Annotated in this window: 16 protein-coding genes and 1 other annotated feature; of the genes, 4 read left to right on the forward strand and 12 right to left on the reverse strand. The window is 54.9% G+C overall.

What is annotated here, in order from left to right:
* Positions 1 to 12 precede the first annotated feature (12 nt).
* Together ETR37_RS12570 and ETR37_RS12575 are read right to left on the reverse strand one after the other, a co-directional pair.
* Positions 13 to 792, reverse strand: coding sequence for a PRC-barrel domain-containing protein (locus ETR37_RS12570; RefSeq protein WP_053532384.1), 780 nt, complete (start codon positions 790 to 792; stop codon positions 13 to 15).
* Entirely contained in the window at positions 782 to 2398 is a 1617-nt protein-coding gene (locus tag ETR37_RS12575) for a hypothetical protein (protein ID WP_129447353.1), read from the reverse strand. Before ETR37_RS12575 ends, ETR37_RS12570 begins: the two co-directional genes overlap by 11 nt.
* A 143-nt stretch (positions 2399 to 2541) precedes the next feature.
* On the opposite strand from ETR37_RS12575, the gene ETR37_RS12580 reads away from it, so the two are divergent.
* Genes ETR37_RS12580 through ETR37_RS12590 form a run of 3 tightly spaced genes read left to right on the forward strand, consistent with a single transcriptional unit; the run spans position 2542 to position 5474 of the window.
* Positions 2542 to 3162, forward strand: a complete 621-nt coding sequence (locus ETR37_RS12580) for a type IV pilus modification PilV family protein (RefSeq protein WP_013144597.1) — start codon at positions 2542 to 2544, stop codon at positions 3160 to 3162.
* Positions 3146 to 3724 carry a PilW family protein gene (locus ETR37_RS12585; RefSeq protein WP_044744827.1) on the forward strand — a complete coding sequence of 193 codons (579 nt, stop codon included), beginning with the start codon at positions 3146 to 3148 and terminating at the stop codon, positions 3722 to 3724. The genes ETR37_RS12580 and ETR37_RS12585 overlap by 17 nt, the downstream gene beginning before the upstream one ends.
* A 43-nt stretch (positions 3725 to 3767) precedes the next feature.
* The gene (locus ETR37_RS12590; protein WP_081132369.1) at positions 3768 to 5474 is read left to right on the forward strand and encodes a hypothetical protein; all 1707 of its coding nucleotides are present in this window, start codon (positions 3768 to 3770) and stop codon (positions 5472 to 5474) included.
* Between the two features lie 94 nt (positions 5475 to 5568).
* On the opposite strand, the gene ETR37_RS12595 is transcribed toward ETR37_RS12590, so the two are convergent.
* From ETR37_RS12595 to ETR37_RS12605, 3 genes are all read right to left on the reverse strand, one after another.
* Positions 5569 to 8493: a VWA domain-containing protein gene (locus ETR37_RS12595; RefSeq protein ID WP_129447338.1), complete on the reverse strand. Its 2925-nt coding sequence runs from the start codon at positions 8491 to 8493 to the stop codon at positions 5569 to 5571.
* Positions 8494 to 8561: 68 nt separating this feature from the next.
* Positions 8562 to 9857 (reverse strand): bifunctional folylpolyglutamate synthase/dihydrofolate synthase, encoded by a 1296-nt coding sequence (locus ETR37_RS12600; RefSeq protein ID WP_129447339.1) that lies wholly within the window; start codon positions 9855 to 9857, stop codon positions 8562 to 8564.
* A gap of 217 nt (positions 9858 to 10074) precedes the next feature.
* Positions 10075 to 12717, reverse strand: coding sequence for a valine--tRNA ligase (locus tag ETR37_RS12605; protein WP_129447340.1), 2643 nt, complete (start codon positions 12715 to 12717; stop codon positions 10075 to 10077).
* A gap of 100 nt (positions 12718 to 12817) precedes the next feature.
* Positions 12818 to 13150, reverse strand: a binding site (T-box leader).
* A gap of 139 nt (positions 13151 to 13289) precedes the next feature.
* On the opposite strand from ETR37_RS12605, the gene ETR37_RS12610 reads away from it, so the two are divergent.
* A complete protein-coding gene (locus ETR37_RS12610; protein WP_011232115.1) occupies positions 13290 to 13478 on the forward strand; it encodes a hypothetical protein in 189 nt (62 codons plus the stop codon).
* 38 nt (positions 13479 to 13516) lie between these two features.
* Here ETR37_RS12610 and ysxE read toward each other — a convergent pair whose 3' ends face one another.
* From ysxE to ccsA, 7 genes are all read right to left on the reverse strand, one after another.
* On the reverse strand, positions 13517 to 14548 hold the full coding sequence (gene ysxE / locus ETR37_RS12615; RefSeq protein WP_015375521.1) for a spore coat protein YsxE: 1032 nt from the start codon (positions 14546 to 14548) through the stop codon (positions 13517 to 13519).
* Between the two features lie 43 nt (positions 14549 to 14591).
* The gene (gene spoVID / locus ETR37_RS12620) at positions 14592 to 15647 is read right to left on the reverse strand and encodes a stage VI sporulation protein D (RefSeq protein ID WP_129447341.1); all 1056 of its coding nucleotides are present in this window, start codon (positions 15645 to 15647) and stop codon (positions 14592 to 14594) included.
* 118 nt (positions 15648 to 15765) lie between these two features.
* On the reverse strand, positions 15766 to 17055 hold the full coding sequence (gene hemL / locus ETR37_RS12625) for a glutamate-1-semialdehyde 2,1-aminomutase (RefSeq protein ID WP_011232118.1): 1290 nt from the start codon (positions 17053 to 17055) through the stop codon (positions 15766 to 15768).
* A gap of 16 nt (positions 17056 to 17071) precedes the next feature.
* Entirely contained in the window at positions 17072 to 18046 is a 975-nt protein-coding gene (gene hemB, locus ETR37_RS12630; protein WP_013144588.1) for a porphobilinogen synthase, read from the reverse strand.
* A complete protein-coding gene (locus ETR37_RS12635) occupies positions 18047 to 18814 on the reverse strand; it encodes a uroporphyrinogen-III synthase (RefSeq protein WP_020754244.1) in 768 nt (255 codons plus the stop codon). It lies immediately after the preceding gene.
* The gene (gene hemC, locus ETR37_RS12640; protein WP_129447342.1) at positions 18811 to 19743 is read right to left on the reverse strand and encodes a hydroxymethylbilane synthase; all 933 of its coding nucleotides are present in this window, start codon (positions 19741 to 19743) and stop codon (positions 18811 to 18813) included. The genes ETR37_RS12635 and hemC overlap by 4 nt, the downstream gene beginning before the upstream one ends.
* A 15-nt stretch (positions 19744 to 19758) precedes the next feature.
* The gene (gene ccsA, locus ETR37_RS12645) at positions 19759 to 20577 is read right to left on the reverse strand and encodes a cytochrome c biogenesis protein (protein ID WP_013144585.1); all 819 of its coding nucleotides are present in this window, start codon (positions 20575 to 20577) and stop codon (positions 19759 to 19761) included.
* Positions 20578 to 20583 lie beyond the last annotated feature (6 nt).

Consider the following 20583-nt stretch of genomic DNA (forward strand, 5'->3'; position numbering starts at 1 on the left):
GACCCTCCTCCATTACGCCTCCACATTCATCGAGACATCGACGATGACGCTTGGCCCCGCCTCTTGCGCCTTGCGCACATCCTCTTCGCCAAGCAGAGTGCCCGCTTTAAACAGCAGGCGGCCGTCTGCATCATAAATATCTTTTGTCAGCCGTTTTCCAGCCAACAGCGCAACTTGTTTTTCCCTCAGCGACTGCAGCGCTTCAACATTTTCCGCGCTTTCGGCCATCGCCTCCATTTGCGCGGAAACGTCCTCTTCCGCCATAACGCTGGTTGGCTCGATGCTCTCTGCCTTCAACAACTGCGCCGGGTCATCAAGAAGCGACTCGTTCGCTCCGTCGTTGATGATCAAAATATCTTTGCCGTACGTCAACACTTCCGAGGCCGGCAGCACCGCTTCCCCTTTCTCGAGCTGAAGAGCGATGCCGACAATATCCCCTGACTCTTCATCAACAAAAAACTCGCGGGCTTCGCCGAGCAGCTGCCCTTTTCGCGTGATGGCTTTCGTATTTTTAATCCGGATTTGCTTATTGACGAGCTGATTGGCGATCGGAATTTCCGAGAGGTCAATCACATCGTGCCCTTGCTCCACCGTCACGGCAAACTCGCCGATGCCGACGACTTTTTTAAACGGAATGGCCTTTAAACTGAGTTGCACATCGTCTTGTTCGACGGTCAAAAAATCGATCGATCCTTTGTCCGGGTTGATCACCAAACTTTTCACCGTGCCGATTTGTGCACCGTCAGCAATGCTGATGATCGGCAGCCCAATGATTTGCGCGCTAGCTTTCATCTTGTTCACCCCAACTGTTTAGTGTTGCGGCAAACTGCCGCCAAAGCGCCAACTCTTCGGCCACAGCCGGATAGGCGCGAAAACGGTCAGCGAGCTCCTCGAGCCACGCTGCGAGCTTGCCGTACTGTTGTTCTACTACATAATGTTCCATTAACAAACGGGCCAATACGTAATAGTCGCGGTCAGAAAGCGGAGCGTCCAAACAGCGGCGTATGCAGCGCTCGTAATCGGCGGCGCCCAAACGACGGCGGTTGAGGCGCAATTCAAGAACGACCGCCTGCACGACTTCCGGACCGATCATTCGCGCTGGCCGTTCGCTCTCTTCCTCCCGCCGGCTTTCCGTTTGCCCATCTTCTTCCGGCTCGCGGCGCTCGGTTGATTGTTCGCCTTCCGACCGGCCATGCTCCGCTCGTTGCCCTTCCTGCCTGTCAGGCTCTGCTTTCATCGCGTCCTCCTGACGGGGCGGTTCGGCAGCCTCGTCCGTTTCCGGCAGCGAACAGTCGACAATACCCGGCATTGCTTCTTCCAAAAGCGCCCCTTCACGCGGCATTGCCTGGCCGGAAGGCAGCCCGTTTTCTACAGCAGAAACGCCCGCCGAGCTAGAAGACATGAACGCGGAAAGTTGCCCCTCCTCTTCTTCATGGCTGAGATCAAGCGCCTGCAACAGGCCGCGGCCGTCGGCGGCCGCTCCCGCCTGCAGCACCGCCGCTTCGATGTCTGGCGTCATCGAGACAGGCAGCTCATCGAGCCAATCGCGCAGACGGCGCGCCGGCTCAACATTCAGCCCGCCACCGTCACCCGTCATGGCGGTCGGCTCTACTGCATCCAAATCCAAGGCGGACAACTTCTCCAGCTCCACACGATCCGAATCCAACGGGAAAAACTCCTCTTGCTCGGCATCGTCTCGGTCCACGGAGCGCATTTTTTGCTCCGCATCGGCCGAATCCAACGAAAGCAGCTCCTCCGGCTCGGTTTGATCCGCTCCGGGATCGGAAGCGGCTTCCTCTATGCCATCCATCGATCGAAGCAAGAAAGCAGTCTGTTCTTCCCAGGGCTCCTCGCTGGATTTCGGCGCCCGCTCCGTCTCTCCCGAAGCTGCTTCCGACTCTGCAGGCGACGCTCCTGAAGCGGTGTTACCGGTTTCCTGCACGTGCGATCGCAACGCCTCCCCACCCGAGTCAGCGCCTTGAAATTCCCTAGAAGCGCCGTTTTGTCCAAAAGCTGCCGGCCAGGCCGAATCGACTAGATTTTCCGTTGCATTCTGGACCATCGTCCCGTACCTATCGCCCGCTGCCGTCCGGTCGCCACTCCCTTTCCATCCTCCCTTTCTCCGTTCCCCAGCTTCCTCCGTCTCCACCGACCGGTAAAGAAGCGGACCGAACCAACGATCAAGCAAATACGAGCCCGCCAACAGCAAAAGCCCGACGAGCAGGACGATTTGCCATAACGGAATCGCCGATTCGGCCAACTGCGCCAGCCCCGCAGCCAAAAAGGCAGCCGCCACCACCGCCGCGCCCCCGGCCCTGCTGAAGCCAAGCGGCAGCAGCCAAACGGCCAACAGCGCCACTATGAATGCAACAACGTAAACAACCGCCTCTTTCCACATGCCCACCCGTTCCTTCCCGGCGTATCATTGGCAATAACGCGACAAATATGCCATTGCTCGTTCTCTTATCCTAAAATTCTACATGGTTCGACTCGAAAATATTGTATAATAAAGTTACATATTTTGAAAGAAGGTTATGACAAATGGCGGGAAGCAATTTTCCTCTTCCTAGTCGTCAAGCAGGATTTACGTTGATCGAAACGTTGCTGGCCATCACTCTTTTATCGGGCGTCGCGATCGGTTTGTTTTACTTTTTCACGAATGCGATGATGCATACGTCTTACAACCAAGGTCGGACGGTGGCCGTCAACGTCGCCCGCGGCGTCGCTGTCTATTTTGAAAAAAACGCAGATTTCTCCCGGCTAAAAGAGTATATGGAAGACCATCAAACACCGTTTCTTGAGCTAACAAAAGACGATTGCGGCAACGAATCGTTGGCGGCGCTGTTTTTTCCCGGTGAATCTGGCCAACTGCATACGGTATGCGAAGCGCAGTTCGCCCCGAAAATCAACAATGTCCGTTACGAAGCTTCCGTTTACCTTGTCCGATACGACAAGGAGGCATGGGATGCATTCACTTCATCGTCGGAATTCACTTCCTTGCCTGCGCCGCTGCAGGCGCGCATCCGCGCTGAAACGGAAAAAGCAGCCGAATCAAACGCCGGCGGCTACATGATCAAATTATACACCTCCGTCCGTTGGGGCGAGCGCACGAACGAAACGGCGTGGGTCGAAGGGGTGATCACCGATGAAACAATCCGCTAGAAGCGAAGCCGGCATGACGATGATCGAGCTGTTGGCCGCCGTTTCCATTTCTTTGCTCATCATCGGCGCTATCTACACGGTGTTTTTAACCGGCATTCGCGCCTACGAGCGCATCGGCATCGAAAACGACTTGCGCAGCGAAGCGGACTACGCCATGGCCCGAATAATGAACGAGCTGTACACGCTCTCTCCGGATGGAATGGAAAGTCAAGAAGAAAACAAGCCGTTAACGGCCGTCACTTTTGTGAAAAACCAAGAATTCAAAGCCGATGCGGACACCGGGCTTGTCTCCCGTGAAGAGAAAAAGCCGGAAAGCATCGAGCGGATGACGATGTCCATCCAAGACGGCGCGCTCGCGATCAATGGCGAAACGATCACCTCTTCCCGCTTTTTGCTGGACGACTCTTCATCGTTTTCATTCCGTTGCGCACGAAAAGAAGGCAACCTGTGCCGCAGCGGCGTCATGACGATCCGTCTCATTGTCTCCGACCGTCGACACGCCGATCCGAGTGGTTGGCTGTATGTGCCGCCGTTTACATTAACAACAGAATTCGGCTTTTAAGTATTGCGTTCCGAAATTTTGTCCTATGAAGGGAGGGGCCGCGATGAACCGACTGCGCTTGAACGCTGCTGGCTACAGCTTGGTGACAACAATGCTCATGATCACCCTCTTTTTTTTGCTCGGCTTGACGATTTTAACAGTCGCCGTCCAGCAAGCGCGATTTACCGCGGTGCGCGTCGAGAACATCGAATCGTTTCATGAAGCCAAAACAGCGCTTAATGAAGCAATTGCTGGACTTAAAGCTGAGCTTTCAGACGACGATTTTTTTGTTCGTCATGACATTTTCACCCCCAGTCAATGGGATGCCTTTCTCGGCATTAACGAGGACACCCCCGGCCCGGATACGATCGCCGGCAAGCTGAAAGCGCGCTACGGCGTGGAGGTGGAAGACGTGTCCTATCGCTTGTACAACATTCCGACGAACAAAGTGTTCCTCCGCGCGCTCGATTTGTCCAAACCGTTTACGGACGGCCATCGCGAGCGGAAAGTCAAACGGCTCGTCTTTTTAACAAATACGCCAAGCTTTCTCAAATACGCGCTCGGATCAAAAGAAACCGTCATCTTAAACGGCGGCGTCTACGTGGAGCAAGGAAACGTATACGCCGGACAAAGCGCTTACATCAGCAACGCGGCAAACTACGTGAAAAAAAGCGGCGAGTTAACGATCGCTCCTATCGATGCCGGACTGCCCGCATCAATGAGCGATTCGATTTGGCACATTCATGACAAGCTGCTGTTTTCATGCACGCAAACGAGCAGTTGCTGGAAGACTGGCGGCCGAGCTTTCCAAATGGAAGAAGGTCTTTTCTTCCCAGGATGGCCGGACGATGGCGGCCCTCTCATTCAACAAGAGACGGACGATTTCATCGATACTGATTTCGAGCGCACCGTGAAAGATAAATTGCTTCAAGCAGCCGGTCTCTCGCCGTTGTCGCCTGAAACCCAACAAGCGTATATCGAGCGCATTGAAAACGATCACCAGGCGCCGCTCGATGTAGCGCGGGAGCTTTATCAAGAAGGGAATTTGGCTCGGGTCGTGACAGACGACGAAACGCCGTATGAACAATCCATCAATCAGATGCCAAAAGACAAGCCGCTTTGGTTGGACGCAGAAGGGAAGGAGATCACCCTTTATCGCGACATTGACGTGCGGCAAAATGGCCAAAACCAATGGCTCATTGTCAATGGCGATCTCCGCATTGAAGGACCGACAAAATCAACAGCGGCTGTACGCGGCAATTTGATCGTGTTCGGTGATTTGACGCTCACCGGAAACTTGGCGTTGAACGCGAGCATTTACGTCACTGGCAAGACGACCATTTACAACAGCCATATCGACGGAGCGGATGGAAAAGGGCTCGTGTTGTTGTCCAAAGGCACGCTCGATATCGCCCGCATCAATGAATTTCAAGACTCAAGTGAAATCCCGAACTTAAAAGGGTATTTTTATACGGACAGCAGCGCGACGATTTATGCTGTCGGATCGTATTTGTACATTGAAGGCGGGTTGTTCGCCCGCGGGAACGGAGCGGCTGCTCCGGATACAGACATCAACGGGCTCGTCATCAACGCCTTTCGCGGCCGGATCGAGCCAAAAGACGGTGAGCCGGGGAACTTCATTCCAAGCTCTGACATGCAACAATCCCGTCTGATCGTCAAATATAATCCACGGGTGTTAGTCGAACAAGGAACAGGATTGCCGTTTGTCAATCAAATCTCGCTCGTCGCCGACCGGCTTGAAGTTGAATGAACGAAGACGGCTAAATTCCCTCTCTCATCCTCTCGATCCCCTGGACAAACGAAAAAAAGCGGCTCTCCAATTCAGGAGGCCGCTTTTTTCATCATTACCAACGCCCACCGTTGCTGCCGCTTCCCCCCTCATCTTCACGCGGTTGGACAAAGACCCACACTGAGGCTTGAATTGGCCTGCCATCCGGCGTTCTCGCATTGGCGGTCGCCGTCACATACGCATAGCCGACATCCACTGCTTCCAAATACCATCGTCCATTTTCTTGGACGACGTCGACAAATCGGAAGTCAGACGATGTCACAGAGCGGAGCGTTTTATCCGTCGCATTTTCCGGGATAAAGCGGAGCTGCCCCGCCACTTCGAGCGGAGGATCGTCCAGATTCATATAGATCACCGGTTTGTGGAAAGCCATGCCTGTGAGCGCTACGTACGGATCAATCACACGGATGGACGCCGATGCCGACGCGTTGCCGCCATCGGTCGCGCGGACGGTGATCGTAACCGTTCCCGGTTTGTTTGCTGTTACAACACCGTTATGGCCGACAGAAGCAATATCCGGGTCGCTTGATTCCCACATAAGCGTTTTGTTTGTCGCATCATCCGGTTCAATGATCACCGGAATCGTTTGCGTTTCGCCAACGTTCATTTCCCGCCTGTAATCGCCGAGCGTCAAATTGCGAATAAGCTTCATATAACGGAACGACACGCTCGTTGTTCCATCGCCGCGCGTCAACCCGCCGCTCGAACGCACGGCAACCGTATATTCGCCGTCATCAGCAACCGAAATGACATGCGGCGGACCAAGCAGCTGCCAATCGGACGACGAGCCGTTGCGCGCGATTTCGTATTCATACGTCACCCGTTCGCCGGCGACAAGCTCGGTCACGCGAACCGTCGGCGCTTCCGTCACCGTCGCGCCGCTTTCTGCTTCGCCATTTGATGTGGTGATCGACAAACGCGGCTTCAAATATATGCGCACCGTTTCGTCGTTGCGATAGGTGACAAGCAGCACGCCGTCATCATTCGGGTCATACTCCAGCGCTTTAACAGGCAACGGCAACAATCCATATGAATTAGGATTCGCCCGTCCGACAGTGTCGTCTGATAAAGCAGAAAATTTGTGTTTTGTAATAGTACCCGTTCCATCCCCTTCGTAGTAAAAATTCGGAAAATCATCCAAACGAACTGTCATGCCGATTCGTTCCGCCGGCGGAACGAGCGTCGATGTTTTGGCGCCATAACGGCTGTCGGTGAATGTCACCGAAGCTGGCGGCAATTGAACACTGTTCATGGCAAAGTCAGCCTGCATCACCCATTGCGCCGAGAGCATCAGCTTATTCAATTGGCTGTAGTCGAACGTCTGGTTGGCAAATGACCATTGTGCATAACGCTTCCCATTTTCCTCGTACGTCACCACTTTGCCATCGGGGACGACAGAGATGCCGTCAGGAAGCTCTTGAACGATTTTTACGTTGCTGATCGTCCCAGTCGCATTGCCGACATACCCGACAAGCGACAACGAATACGTGGCCCGGAAGCGGTTGTCTTCCCCATCAGCCGTTCCCCGCTTGATCAAGCTATCAACCTTATTGACCAATCCTTGCAATTTCACCGTGCCTGTAAAGGACGGCGGCGCTTCATCCTTGACCGTAACCGTCACCGATTTCGTCATCGACGGCTGCAGTTGGCCGTATACATCCCGATAGGTCAATTCAGCATTGAACGTATACGTCCCTTTCGCCTTAAACGAAACCGGAATGGAAACCGTGACGGGCGGAGGAGCGCTTTGTCCGACTTGATACGGAATGGAAAAGGAAATATAGGCGTTTTGCTTCGTTTCATCCAGCCACACTTGGCCGTTTTCCTCAATGGTGACATTGCCGCCGAATGACGAAAGCGGGATGCGCACTGTGCCTGTAAGCGCCGGCGTCGTAGCGAGCTGGGAAAAGCGCTGGAACAAAGCGGTCAAATTTTGCACCGTTCCTTGCCGCGCCTCGCCGCCGGCAGTCGCGGACAGCGTTTGCAAAAAGCTCATATCAACTTCATCGTTGCTGCCAAAACCGATCGAATAAAGCGTAATATTGTTCATTCCGAGCACCTTAGCCACGTTGATGGCATGATCACGAATTTTCTTCTCTATGCTGCTGTAACTAAATGGATAGCCGCTCCGGCCTAAAGGGACATCAGCATCGTTTACATAATCCCATCCATCGCTTGTAAACAGGCGGGAAAAGCCACGCTTGTCAGTAAAACGAATGCCGGCCGTCCCGTTTGTATATAGTTCATACGTCAGCGGCAACGGCGCCGTGATTTTTTCTCCTGTATAGTAGTAGAACCAAAGAATCCGTTCGACTTCCCGATAGGTGATTGTTTCTGTTGCGTTAAGGGTGGTCGGCATCCCGTCTGTCAAGAAAATTACATACTTTTTGCGCACCGGGTCGTTAAAATACGACTGCGCAAGCGACAGCGCCGCCGAATAGTTCGTGCCGCCTCCAGCGGTCAAACTGTCGCCGACCGTCCGAATTTTCTCGAGTTGGGCGGCGACATTCGGCTGATCCCCAAACGGCACGATATCTCTCACCGAGTCAGAAAATGGAATAAGGGCAAAACGGTCATTCGGATGCGAATGAGCTTTAAAGTAATCGACAGCCGAGCGGAGCGCCGTCTTGGCGCTCGAAAGCTTCTCCCATGTCATCGAGCCGGAGACGTCAAACACAAACACAACGTCGATCGGCGGACGGACGGGCGACGAAACGGCCCCTTGTGGAATGAGCGTCACATCGAGCCGTCCTTCGGCATTGCCGTTCGGCGGCTTGGCGTATTCCGGCTGTGAAAACGAAAGGGAAAAATCCAATTTAGCCGTGCTCGCCTCAGTTTGCCTCGTATATTGATAAGGCGTCTGTGGGAACGAAAAATACACATCCTGATCGGCATACACAACACCTGCTTTCATCGGCCATAGGCTTGCCATCAGCCAAAACAACATTCCCCATAAAAGCCAACCGCGCCACCGCTTCATGCGCCTCCCCTCCCGCGCCAAAAGAACTATCTTTCTTCCATTATATCAATCCTTTTCATCGCTTGGCATTATTTTTTTAAACGTTTTCGCACTTCAGATATAAAGTAAAGCGATCCTGTAATGAGCATCAACTCATCACTTCCCATTTGGTTTTTCTTTTCACCGATCCAGCCGATCCAATCACCTGTCACCGCTTTCTGCGGATGGGACGAAAGGTCCGCCAACTGTTCCGCCGCTGCCGCGCGCGGAAAATCAAACGTGGTAAACGTGATTGTATCCGCGAGCTCATCAAGCAGCTGAATCATCCGCTCAAGCGGCTTGTCTGTCAGCGCGGCGAACAAGACATGGACGCGCTTGTCGGGATAATGTGCGCGCACCGTCTCCACGAGCGAGCGAATCCCGGCTTCGTTATGGGCGCCGTCAAGGATGATGAGTGGATGGTCGCTCACCCGCTCAAACCGGCCGGGCCAAGCGGCTGTGGTCAGCCCATCGGCGATATGCTCCGGATCGATCAAAAACGAATAGCCAAGGCGCAACAACTCTGCCGCCATCACCGCCACCGCCGCGTTTTCGACTTGATGGGCGCCGGGCATTTGAATGCGCAAATCGCGATATTCGGCAAACGGCGTGACAAGCGAAAACTGCTCCCCTTCCACCGTCGTCTGCCGGTCGGAAACGGTGAAATCGACGCCGAGACGATATGTTTTTGCTTTCCGCTCCGCCGCCGTCTTGGCGATCACTTCCCACGCCTCCGGTTCCTTCACCGCCGTCACAAGCGGCACGCCCGATTTGATGATTCCGGCTTTCTCCGCGGCGATTTGCCCAAGCGTATCGCCTAAGATGTTCATATGATCGTAGCTCACGTTTGTAATGACGGAAACGAGCGGATAAATGATGTTGGTTGAGTCCAAGCGGCCGCCAAGCCCGACTTCGACGAGCACGATGTCTTGAATGTTTTGTTTGCCGAAATAATACAGCATCATCGCCGTGATCACTTCAAACTCGGTCGGTCCGCCAAGTTCTGTTTTTTCCAATTCATCCGCAAGCGGTTTGATCGTTTGCACGAGCTCGACGATCTCTTCATCGCGAATCGGTTGGCCGTTTATGCTGATTCGTTCGTTAAACTGCTCGACATACGGCGAGGTGAACGTGCCGACCGAATAGCCCGCCGCCTGCAAAATGGAGCGCAAATAGGCGACCGTTGACCCTTTGCCGTTCGTTCCCCCGATATGGACGGCGCGGACGCGGCGTTCCGGGTGGCCAAGTTGTTCCATCATCCATTCCATCCGTTTCAATCCCGGTTTTATGCCAAGCCGCAGCCGCCCGTGAATCCAAGCGACCGCTTCTTCATACGTTCGAACCATGTTCATCGTCCTCCTTTTTCCATTGGTGTCTTGCCGCCCCCTGCCGGCTTCATGCGGCAGATGCGCCACACATCGAGAAGCCTGGTGAAAGCGAGTATATGTTGACAACAAACCTCTTCTCAGAATATGACAAACCTTCTATCATGATCCATCGAAAAAGACGAATCCACAAGAAAGCGGATTCGTCTTCATCATAATCAACCGCAAGATCGTTTGTCTACCGTTTGAGCTCGGCGAGGCGCGCCTTGACGGCTTCGCGTTTTTCGATGTAATCTTGCCGCTTGCGCCGCTCTTCTTCGACGACATGAGCCGGCGCTTTCGCCAAAAAGCCTTCATTCGCCAGTTTCTTTTCGACGCGCTCGACTTCTTTGTTCCATTTGTCAAGCTCTTTTTCAAGCCGCTTAATTTCTTCCTCAATATTGATCAATCCTTCAAGCGGCATGATGAGCTCGGCGCCGGTGACGACCGCCGTCATCGCTTTGTCCGGCGCGGGAACGTTTGTATCAATCAAGAGCTCGCTCGGGTTGCAGAACCGCTCAAGATAGGCGCGGTTTTTCATGAGCACCGCCCGCACTTGTTCATCTTTCACCTTAATATAGAGCGCAATCGGCTTGCTCGGCGGCGTGTTCACTTCGGCGCGGACGTTGCGGACGGCGCGGATGATGTCGACGAGCATCCGCATTTCTTCCGCGGCTTCTTCGTTGGACAGCTCAGGGCGCACTTGCGGCCACGGAGCGACGGTGATCGATTCGCCTTCATGCGGCAAGTTTTGCCAAATTTCCTCGGTAATGAACGGCATGAACGGGTGAAGCAGGCGCATCGTGTTGTCGAGCACATACGCCAACACGGAGCGCGTCGTCTTTTTCGCCGCTTCGTCGTCGCCGTAAAGCGGCAATTTCGCCATTTCAATGTACCAGTCGCACAAGTCGTCCCAAATAAAGTTGTACAGCGTGCGCCCCGCTTCGCCGAATTCGTATTTCTCAGCGAGCTTCGTCACCGTATCGATCGTTTCGTTGAGACGCGTTAAAATCCAATGGTCGGCGACCGTTTTTTCGCCGCTCAAATCAAGCTCCTCGTACGTCATGCCGCCCATGTTCATCAAGGCAAAGCGCGAGGCGTTCCAAATTTTGTTGGCAAAATTCCACGTCGCTTCGACTTTTTCGGTGCTGAAGCGCAAGTCTTGCCCCGGCGAGCTGCCCGTCGCTAAGAAATAGCGGAGCGCATCGGCGCCGTATTGGTCGATCACATCCATCGGATCGACGCCGTTGCCGAGCGATTTGCTCATCTTCCGCCCTTGGGCGTCGCGGACGAGGCCGTGGATGAGCACGTCTTTGAACGGGCGCTTCCCGGTGAATTCGAGCCCTTGGAAAATCATGCGCGACACCCAGAAGAAAATGATGTCATAGCCGGTGACAAGCACATCAGTCGGGTAGTAGCGCTTGTAATCCGGCGAGTCGGTATCCGGCCAGCCCATTGTCGAGAACGGCCAGAGCGCCGAGCTGAACCATGTGTCGAGCACATCGGGGTCTTGTTCCCAGTTTTCGATGTCTTTGGGCGGTTCATGGTCGACGTAAATTTCGCCCGTTTCTTTATGGTACCACGCCGGAATCCGGTGCCCCCACCAAAGCTGGCGTGAAATGCACCAGTCGCGGATGTTCTCAAGCCAATGCAAATACGTTTTCTCAAACCGCTCCGGCACGAACTGCACTTTGCCGTCCGTTTGCTGGAGCTTGATGGCGGCTTCGGCGAGCGGCTTCATTTTCACAAACCATTGCGTCGACAAATACGGCTCAACGACCGCGCCGCTCCGTTCGCTATGACCGACTGAGTGCACGTGCTCCTCGATTTTAAAGAGGACGCCTTGTTCTTGCAAATCGCGGACGATCTGCTTCCGGCATTCAAACCGGTCAAGCCCCTGGTATTGCATGGCGTTTTCATTCATCGTGCCGTCTTCGTTCATGACAAGAATGCGCGGCAAATTGTGGTGGTTGCCGATTTCAAAATCGTTCGGGTCGTGCGCCGGCGTAATTTTGACCGCTCCGGAGCCGAACTCCATATCGACATATTCGTCGGCAATGATCGGTATTTCGCGGCCAACGATCGGCAGTTTCACCATTTTGCCGATCAAGTGCTTGTACCGCTCGTCATCGGGGTGCACAGCGACGGCCGTATCGCCGAGCATCGTTTCCGGACGGGTCGTCGCCACTTCAATGCAGCCGGAGCCGTCGGCGAGCGGATAGCGCAAATGGTAGAGCGCGCCTTTCACTTCTTTATAAACAACCTCAATGTCCGACAAAGCGGTTTTCGTCACCGGGTCCCAGTTGATGATGTACTCGCCGCGGTAAATAAGCCCTTTCCGGTAGAGCGAGACGAACACTTCGCGCACCGCTTTTGAGAGCCCTTCATCGAGCGTGAACCGCTCGCGCGTGTAATCGAGGCCAAGCCCTAACTTCGCCCATTGGCTGCGAATATGGCCGGCGTATTCTTCCTTCCACTTCCACGTTTCTTCTAAAAATTTTTCCCGGCCTAAATCATAGCGCGACAGCCCTTGCTGGCGCAGCTTCTCTTCCACTTTCGCCTGGGTGGCGATGCCGGCGTGATCCATTCCCGGAAGCCACAAAACGTCATACCCTTGCATCCGCTTCATGCGGGTAATGATGTCCTGCAGCGTCGTATCCCACGCATGCCCCAAATGCAGTTTGCCGGTGACGTTCGGTGGCGGAATGACGATCGTAAATGGTTGTTTGTCCGGATCGCCGGTCGCTTCAAAAAACTTGCCTTTCAGCCACCATTCGTAGCGCCCCGCTTCGACCGCGCGGTGGTCGTATTTGGGCGGCATCGACACTTCGTGCTGTGCCATGTTTCATTTCCCTCCTTCAACATAATGGACAATGCGGCCGACGGCGGCTTCCCACTGAGCAATGCCGCGCAGCCGGCAAGCAAAAAAGCCCCTTTCATCCAAAAAGGACGAAAGGAGCTGCTTTCGCGGTACCACCTTTTTTCTTAAGCCTAGAAGGCTGGTGATGGAAAGGTCTGCAACACGGCCAAACCACCGGTGAAAAACCGGCTTCGTTTGGCGAGCCAAAAGGTTGAGTTGACCGACCTTCTAGAAGCTTAAGCGCTTCATTGGCATAACGGCATGACGCCGGCTTCCTCTACTCGGCAGCAGCGCCTTTCAAAGAAGCAGCTCAAGGGCGACCTTCCAGCAGCCGTCATCCTAGGAAATCTCGCAGCTTCTGATTTCCCTCTCTGCAGGCGCGGACCGCTGTACTCCTCCCCGTCTTCGCTTTTGTCATCATGGTTTGATTATTATACTACCATTGTCCATCATCTTTGCCAAGTTTTTATTTATTTATTCCATCCGTGTGCATTTGGTGACAAACCATCGCACGTTTCATATTGTATAGTAAACCGGAGAAGGAGGGAATGTCGATGCGGCGATTCAACCCGTATTCGTGGCCGCCGTGGCTGAGGCAAGTGCGCGCCGTCTGCGCCCAAGTGATCATCCCGCTCACCATTTTTCAAGCGATCCGCACCATTTTTCTGCCAACGACGTTTGATGTCATTTTATTGGCCATCTTCGTTTTCATTGCCGTGGCGCTCCATCTGGAATGGATTTAGTGCGACGCCGTTTTGTTTGGGCTGCATTCAAAACCCATTTAATCATTGCTGCTTTCATCCGCCGGCGGTTCGTTGTCTACCGCTTCTTCCTGCTGCCGCACGGCGTCGCGTTGGACAAGGTGCATAACGAGCGCCTCCATATTTTTGAACGCCAAATAACGACGCTGCAACGCGGCCACATATTCCCGTTCGTTCCGCTCGTTTCGCGAAGCGGCCTCATACCGCTCCAAACAGCGGACAAACCCACGCGGCTCCGCCAAATGGCTGTATAAAAACGCCCGCTCCCCGTCGGACAGCGGCAACTCCTTCTCGTACTCCTCCATTCCTTCAAGCCACTCGCGCCCAAGCGGCGGCATTGTCTGTACATGAAAACGGAGCGCGGCGATCACATCAAAGAGCGGCGAATTCCAATGCGCCCGCTCCCAACTGATCCAATACGGCGGGATATAGTGGGAGAGGCGCGCTTTGCCGTGCACCCAAGCGATGCGCCATTGCTTCGTCTCTTTGAGCGTCTCTTCCCACACATCGAGCCGTTCTTCAGCGAACGAGTATGCGCGCATCACCTCATGGAAATAGGTGCAGCATTGGAGCTGAAACGGAGACATGTACCACGCCGCTTCGTACCGCTCAATTCGTTCTTCCCACACCGTCCGCGCCCGTTGCCATTCGTCCTTTTTTTTCTTTCGGTACGCCGCCGCCTCTTCCTCACTCACCTCGATCGTGCGGACGGTGGTGCGATGGAGGCGGGCGAGCTCGCGAAAAAAGGCGTCCACGGCATCCTTCTCCACCTTTGATTCGCCGTCATGCCATGCTTGCAAATAATAAAGACGGCCGCCTTCTGTGGCAAACAGCGACCGCCGCCGCGTCAGGTAAAGCGGGAGACAACGGGGGCCGCCATGCTGAAGAGACTGCCAAACGGCGGCGGCTTCTTGCTCGCTTTCAAGCGTCTTTAAAGCGAAAACGCCGCGGTTCGTGTATACCTTGACGGCTTTGCCTCGCTGCTCCATGCGCACTGGACGAAGCCCATACTGGACGAGCACAGCATCATATCGGTCAGACTGTGCGGCCATCGTTACGCCCCCTTATCGGCAAAAGAAACGGAAAGCGTCCCTTTTATGAGAAAGGACGGCTTCCCGCCATGGCCGGAATATACAAAAGCTGCCCCTCGTGCACGTCATCTGGGCTTTCCAAATCATTGGCGCGCAAAAGCTGCGAGACGGTCACATCATACCGTTCGGCAATCTTGTCCAATGAATCTCCTTGCTGGACGATGCAAATTTTCAGTTTCGTAAACTCTTCCGCCTCGCTTTTCGCAAACAGTTTCGTCAAGTAAAGCGCATTTTCGCTTTTTGTTTTCGTTTCTTCTTCCTCTTCTTCCTCAACCGCCTTTTTCGCCGCCCCGATCGATACCTTCGCCTCAGTTGGCGGCAGCAGCGAAGCGATGTCTTCCTCCGTCTGTGCGCTGACCGTCTTCGTTTCCGTCTCAAGCGGCAAAAACGGCTCTTTGGCCTCCTCTTCTTCCTCAGCCTCCGTTTCTTCATGACGCATGGCGGCCGGCTCCATGACGGAAACCGTCGTTTCGCCGGCGGCAAAAGCCGGCTGTTCAGCCGCCTCATCGGCGAGATCATCCGCCGAAGCAAACGCTTCCTCACCGGCCGCTTCCTTGCGGGCGATCGATTCAAACGGGGCAAACAGCGGCTCATCGTCCTCCTCATCGTCCGGCAAATCATCGTCAAGCGGCGCTTCACTGATCCCACTGATCGAAATGTCGGCAGTGATCAGCAATCTTCCGTTTTCATCCAAATCATAATCAAACGATTCAACCGTCACGTACACATCCTCAAGGGAACGAATGCGGTTTTTTGGAATCGTAATATCGATTGGAAAGCGGTGCGACAGTTCGCTGATCCCGTCTTCGCGCACCGAAATGTGCTGAATGAACCGATAACCAGCCAGCTCAAACACGTCGTCATCCGCTTCAGCCTGCCCTTCGCCCGCTTGGCGGAATTCGCCGCTCAACTCAAGCGCGCCGCGGATCGTAATATATTGGTCGTACTCATCGACGGAAATGACCGGATCAAGAGAAATGGATAAAAACTCGGCGACTTCCTGTCCTCTTTTAAACCAGACCGATTCTTCCAATGAAAAACGCAAATACGATTGCTCCAACCGGGCCTCCTCCTTCCGTCCCTTCGGCAAATGGTTTCTATGACATTATCCATTGTATGAACGGAAACGAGGCGGTATGATAAAAAATTGGGCTGCCGACGGTCGGCAGCCCCTTTCCTTATCCGCGCAGACGGGCAAACACCCGCTCAGCAGCGGCAATCGTATATTCAATATCATCATCACTGTGCGCCGTCGACAAAAACAGCCCTTCAAATTGCGACGGCGGCAGGAAAATGCCTTCATTCGCCATTTCCCGATAATAGGCGGCAAACAGCTCCAAGTCGGACGTTTTCGCTGTCTCGTAGTTGACCACCGGCTCGTTCGTGAAGAAAAAGCCGATCATCGACCCAGCGCGGTTGATCGTATGCGGGATGTCGTATTTCTCTGCTGCCTGATGAAGCCCATCCGCAAGGCGCGCCGCTTTGCGGCCAAGCTCTTCGTACGTTTCCGGCGTCAGCTGGCGGAGCGTCTCGTACCCGGCCGTCATGGCGAGCGGATTGCCGGAGAGCGTGCCGGCTTGGTACACCGGCCCGCTCGGCGCGACAAGCTCCATGATCTCGGCTTTGCCCCCGTACGCCCCGACCGGCAAGCCGCCGCCGATCACTTTGCCAAGGCACGTCAAATCCGGCTCAATGCCATAATACCCTTGGGCGCAGTGGTAATCGACGCGGAACCCGGTCATGACCTCGTCGAAAATCAATAAGGCTCCGTATTGTTTCGTCACCTCGCGCAGCCCTTCCAAAAAGCCAGGCACTGGCGGAACGACGCCCATATTGCCGGCGACCGGTTCGACGATCACCGCGGCGATGTCTTCGCCAAACCGCTCAAACGCATAGCGGACGCTGTCCAAATCGTTGTACGGCACCGTGATGGTATGCTGGGCGACCGATTCCGGCACGCCCGGGCTGTCCGGCAGGCCGAGCGTCGCCACGCCGGAGCCGGCTTTAATGAGCAGCGAATCGCCGTGGCCGTGGTAGCTGCCTTCGAATTTCATGATTTTGTTGCGCTTCGTGTAGCCGCGCGCTAAGCGGAGGGCGCTCATCGTCGCCTCCGTACCGGAGTTGACCATCCGCACGATTTCCACCGACGGCACCCGCTCAATCACGAGCTTGGCGAGCTCATTTTCAAGCAATGTCGGAGCGCCAAAGCTTGTGCCTTGTTCCGCCACGCGCTTCAACGCTTCCACGACCTGCGGGTTGGCATGCCCTAAAATGAGCGGACCCCATGACAGTACGTAATCAATGTACTCATTGCCGTCAATATCGTAAATTTTCGCTCCTTGGCCGCGCGCCATGAAAATCGGCGTCATCCCGACCGACTTGAAGGCGCGCACCGGGCTGTTCACCCCGCCCGGCATCAATTTCACCGCTTCTTCGTAAGCGGTTTTTGACCGTTCGTAGCTTCGCATGCTTCCGCCCTCCTCTCTATTCAGCCAGCCAGCGGGCGACATCTTTGGCAAAATACGTAATGATCAAATCCGCGCCCGCCCGTTTCATCCCTGTCAACATTTCCATGACGACCGGCTTCTCATCGATCCAGCCGTTTTGCGCCGCCGCTTTGACCATCGCATACTCGCCGCTCACGTTATAGGCGACAAGCGGAAGCGGAAAACGGTTTTTGACGTCGCGGATAATATCCATGTAGGCAAGCGCTGGCTTCACCATCAAGAAATCAGCGCCTTCTTTGACATCCGACTCCGCCTCGCGAAACGCCTCAAGGCGGTTGGCCGGATCCATTTGGTACGTCTTCCGGTCGCCAAACTGCGGCGCGCTGTCGGCGGCATCACGGAACGGGCCGTAAAATGCCGAAGCGTATTTGATTGCATACGACATGATCGGCACATACTCAAACCCTGCTTCATCAAGCCCACGGCGAATGGCGGCGACAAAGCCGTCCATCATGTTCGACGGCGCGATGATGTCGGCGCCGGCTTGCGCTTGGCTCACCGCCGTTTTGGTGAGGAGCTCGAGCGACGGGTCGTTCAGCACGCGCTCGTTTTCGACGACGCCGCAATGGCCGTGGCTCGTATATTCACATAAACACGTATCCGCAATGACGACTAGATCTTTGTGTTCAGCTTTGATTTGGCGGATCGCCCGCTGAACAATCCCTGTTTCGCAATACGCCTGCGAACCGACTTCATCTTTTTCATTCGGCACACCAAACACCATGACGGCGGGAATGCCAAGCTTGGCGATGTCGTCCACTTCCTCAGATAAACGGTCAAGCGATAAATGGTAAACCCCTGGCATCGACGGCACTTCCCGCTTAATGCCGCTTCCCTCGACCACAAACAGCGGATAAATGAGATCCTCGACGCGAAGATGCGTCTCACGCACCATCGCCCGAATCGCAGCCGTTTGCCGCAAACGGCGATGGCGGTCAAATGACAGTGCCATTCATCGTCCCTCCATGGAAAAATATTGTTCCATCGCTTTGATTATACCATCCGTGGTGTAATCCGTCGGACAAATATGGACCGGAATGCCCGCCCGCTCGGCCGCTTCTTTCGTCACCGGTCCGATGCAGGCGACCGCAACACCGGAAAGAAGGGCATCCACTTCTTTGTCGAGAAGGCGGACAAGGCTGTCAACCGCCGACGGGCTCATCAAGGTGACCGCATCAAGCTCCCGCCGGCGCAGCAGCGACAACAACCGCTCCCGGCCGTTTTCATCAGGCTCGGTCTCATACACCGTGAGCTCGTCGACCGCGGCGCCGGCGTTTCGCAACGCCTCAGGCAAGGTCGGGCGCGCCAAATTGCCTTTGACAAACAGCACCCGGTCGCCTTGTTTGACGCGCGGCATGAGCAAGTCAGCCAGCCGTTCAGCGGTGTAATCATCCGGCACAAGCGCCGGGGAAAGACCATGCTCGGCGAGCGCCGCCGCTGTTTTCCGGCCGACGACAGCCATCTCCGGCAGCGGCCGCGGCAACGAAACGTGCGGAAAAAAGAAGCGGACGGCGTTCGCGCTTGTGAAAACGAGCCAACGGTATTCGCCAAGCCGCTCAACCATAGAAGCGATTTCTTCCGGCGCCGCCGGTCGGATGGCAATGAGCGGGATCTCGACCGGCACGGCGCCGACAGCGCGCAGCTTGGCAGAAAACGATGCCGCCTGCTCTTTGCCGCGCGTCACAAGCACCGTTTTGCCGGCGAGCGCGCTGTGTGTCATGATTGGCTCAACTCCTGTTTCACCCGCTCGATGAGCGCTTTCGCCCCTTGTTCGATCAAGACAGCGGCCGCCTGCCGGCCGACGGCCTCCGGATCGGCGCCCGTGACCATTTCTTTATACTTTTCTTTGCCATCCGGGGAGGCCACAAGCGCAGTAAGGCGCACCGCCCCCCCTTCGACTTCCGCATAGCCGGCAATCGGCACTTGACAGCCGCCTTCCATTTGCTGCAAAAAGGCGCGCTCCGCCCGAACAGCCCGTTCGGTTCGCTCATCGTTCAGGCGGTGTAACCATTCGCGCAGCTCCTCATCGTCTTCACGGCATTCCACAGCGAGCGCCCCTTGGCCGACCGCCGGGACGCAAATGTCCGGCGACAAGTAGTCGCTGATCACCTCATCGCTCCAGCCCATGCGCGCCAGGCCGGCGGCCGCCAGCACGATCGCATCGTACTCTTCGCTTTCGAGCTTCGCCAGCCTTGTGTCAATATTGCCGCGAATCCATTTGATCGTCAAATCCGGGCGATAGGCAAGCAGCTGCGCCGAACGGCGCAAGCTGCTCGTGCCAATGACCGACCCAGGCGGCAAGTCGGAGAGCATCCGGTTTCCTTTGCTGACAAGCACATCGCGTGCATCTTCGCGGCGCGGAACCGCACCGATCACCAAACCTTCGGGCAGCACAGCCGGCATATCTTTCATGCTATGGACCGCCATATCGATGCCGCCGGTGAGCAGTTCATGCTCGATCTCTTTCACAAACAGCCCTTTTCCGCCCACTTTGGAAAGCGTGATATCAAGGACGCGGTCCCCTTTTGTGACGATTTCTTTCACCTCAAACGTAAACGGCGCCCCGAGACGCTTCAATTCGGCGATGACCCAGTTTGTCTGGGTCAAGGCAAGCTTGCTGCGCCGCGAGCCAACGACAATGTTCCGCATCTCGTTTCACCTCAATTACGAATACCAAAAATGAAATTTTGACAAACTGCCAAACAAGAAAAAGTTGACAAGCAAAAATAAAAACGAACCGATATTCCATAGCGCGATCGCCTTCCCTTGCATCTGCCGGACGGCTCGCTTGTAAAAATAGACGCCATAGACGAGAAGAACGACAAACGACCCGAGCACTTTCGCATCATACCAATGGAAATGGTCGATTTGAATATACGCCCAAATCACGCCAAGAATGAGCCCTAATAACAACATAGGCAAGCCGAGCGCATTTAAAACATACGACAAAAAATCAAGCCGCGACAAATCCGCCATGCGCCAAAGGCGCGCCCCCCACTTTTTCTTTTTCAGCAAACTGTACTGCAACATGTAAAGCACCGAAAACAGAAACGACAGCGTAAACGCCGCATACGCTCCGAGCGAAAGGGTGATGTGGATGATAAGCAGCTCCGAAACGAGCCGCTCCGCAACAGCCGGCGACTGAGAAGACGGTGCGAACGTATGAATGGCCAAAATAAAAAAAGCAAGCACGTTCGTAAAAAAGACGATGAAATCGACGCGCAGCAGCCGATTGATGACGAGCGACAGCGTAATGAGCAGCCAAGCGTAAAAATAAAGCCCTTCCGACATCGTTAAAATCGGAAAGCGCTTCGTCTCCATGATGCGGGAAACAAACGTCACGGTCTGCAAAAGCCACACAATAGAAAGCAACCAGAAGGCGATGTCGTTCGCCTTCCGGTTTTGTTGCAAAAAATCGATGAAATAGAATAGGATCGAAGCGATGTAAAGCAAAATAGACAACTCATACAACAGCGCCACCATCCATCC

Origin of the sequence: Geobacillus sp. PK12, from assembly GCF_004123125.1 — a bacterium.
Classification (GTDB): Bacteria; Bacillota; Bacilli; order Bacillales; family Anoxybacillaceae; genus Geobacillus; species Geobacillus zalihae.

Bases quoted from the DNA above. Each gene is read 5' to 3' on its own strand.
- ETR37_RS12570 (WP_053532384.1), bottom strand. From the start codon at position 792: ATGAAAGCTAGCGCGCAAATCATTGGGCTGCCGATCATCAGCATTGCT.
- ETR37_RS12575 (WP_129447353.1), bottom strand. From the start codon at position 2,398: ATGTGGAAAGAGGCGGTTGTTTACGTTGTTGCATTCATAGTGGCGCTG.
- ETR37_RS12580 (WP_013144597.1), top strand. From the start codon at position 2,542: ATGGCGGGAAGCAATTTTCCTCTTCCTAGTCGTCAAGCAGGATTTACG.
- ETR37_RS12585 (WP_044744827.1), top strand. From the start codon at position 3,146: ATGAAACAATCCGCTAGAAGCGAAGCCGGCATGACGATGATCGAGCTG.
- ETR37_RS12590 (WP_081132369.1), top strand. From the start codon at position 3,768: ATGAACCGACTGCGCTTGAACGCTGCTGGCTACAGCTTGGTGACAACA.
- ETR37_RS12595 (WP_129447338.1), bottom strand. From the start codon at position 8,493: ATGAAGCGGTGGCGCGGTTGGCTTTTATGGGGAATGTTGTTTTGGCTG.
- ETR37_RS12600 (WP_129447339.1), bottom strand. From the start codon at position 9,857: ATGGTTCGAACGTATGAAGAAGCGGTCGCTTGGATTCACGGGCGGCTG.
- ETR37_RS12605 (WP_129447340.1), bottom strand. From the start codon at position 12,717: ATGGCACAGCACGAAGTGTCGATGCCGCCCAAATACGACCACCGCGCG.
- ETR37_RS12610 (WP_011232115.1), top strand. From the start codon at position 13,290: ATGCGGCGATTCAACCCGTATTCGTGGCCGCCGTGGCTGAGGCAAGTG.
- ysxE (WP_015375521.1), bottom strand. From the start codon at position 14,548: ATGGCCGCACAGTCTGACCGATATGATGCTGTGCTCGTCCAGTATGGG.
- hemL (WP_011232118.1), bottom strand. From the start codon at position 17,055: ATGCGAAGCTACGAACGGTCAAAAACCGCTTACGAAGAAGCGGTGAAA.
- hemB (WP_013144588.1), bottom strand. From the start codon at position 18,046: ATGGCACTGTCATTTGACCGCCATCGCCGTTTGCGGCAAACGGCTGCG.
- ETR37_RS12635 (WP_020754244.1), bottom strand. From the start codon at position 18,814: ATGACACACAGCGCGCTCGCCGGCAAAACGGTGCTTGTGACGCGCGGC.
- hemC (WP_129447342.1), bottom strand. From the start codon at position 19,743: ATGCGGAACATTGTCGTTGGCTCGCGGCGCAGCAAGCTTGCCTTGACC.
- ccsA (WP_013144585.1), bottom strand. From the start codon at position 20,577: ATGGTGGCGCTGTTGTATGAGTTGTCTATTTTGCTTTACATCGCTTCG.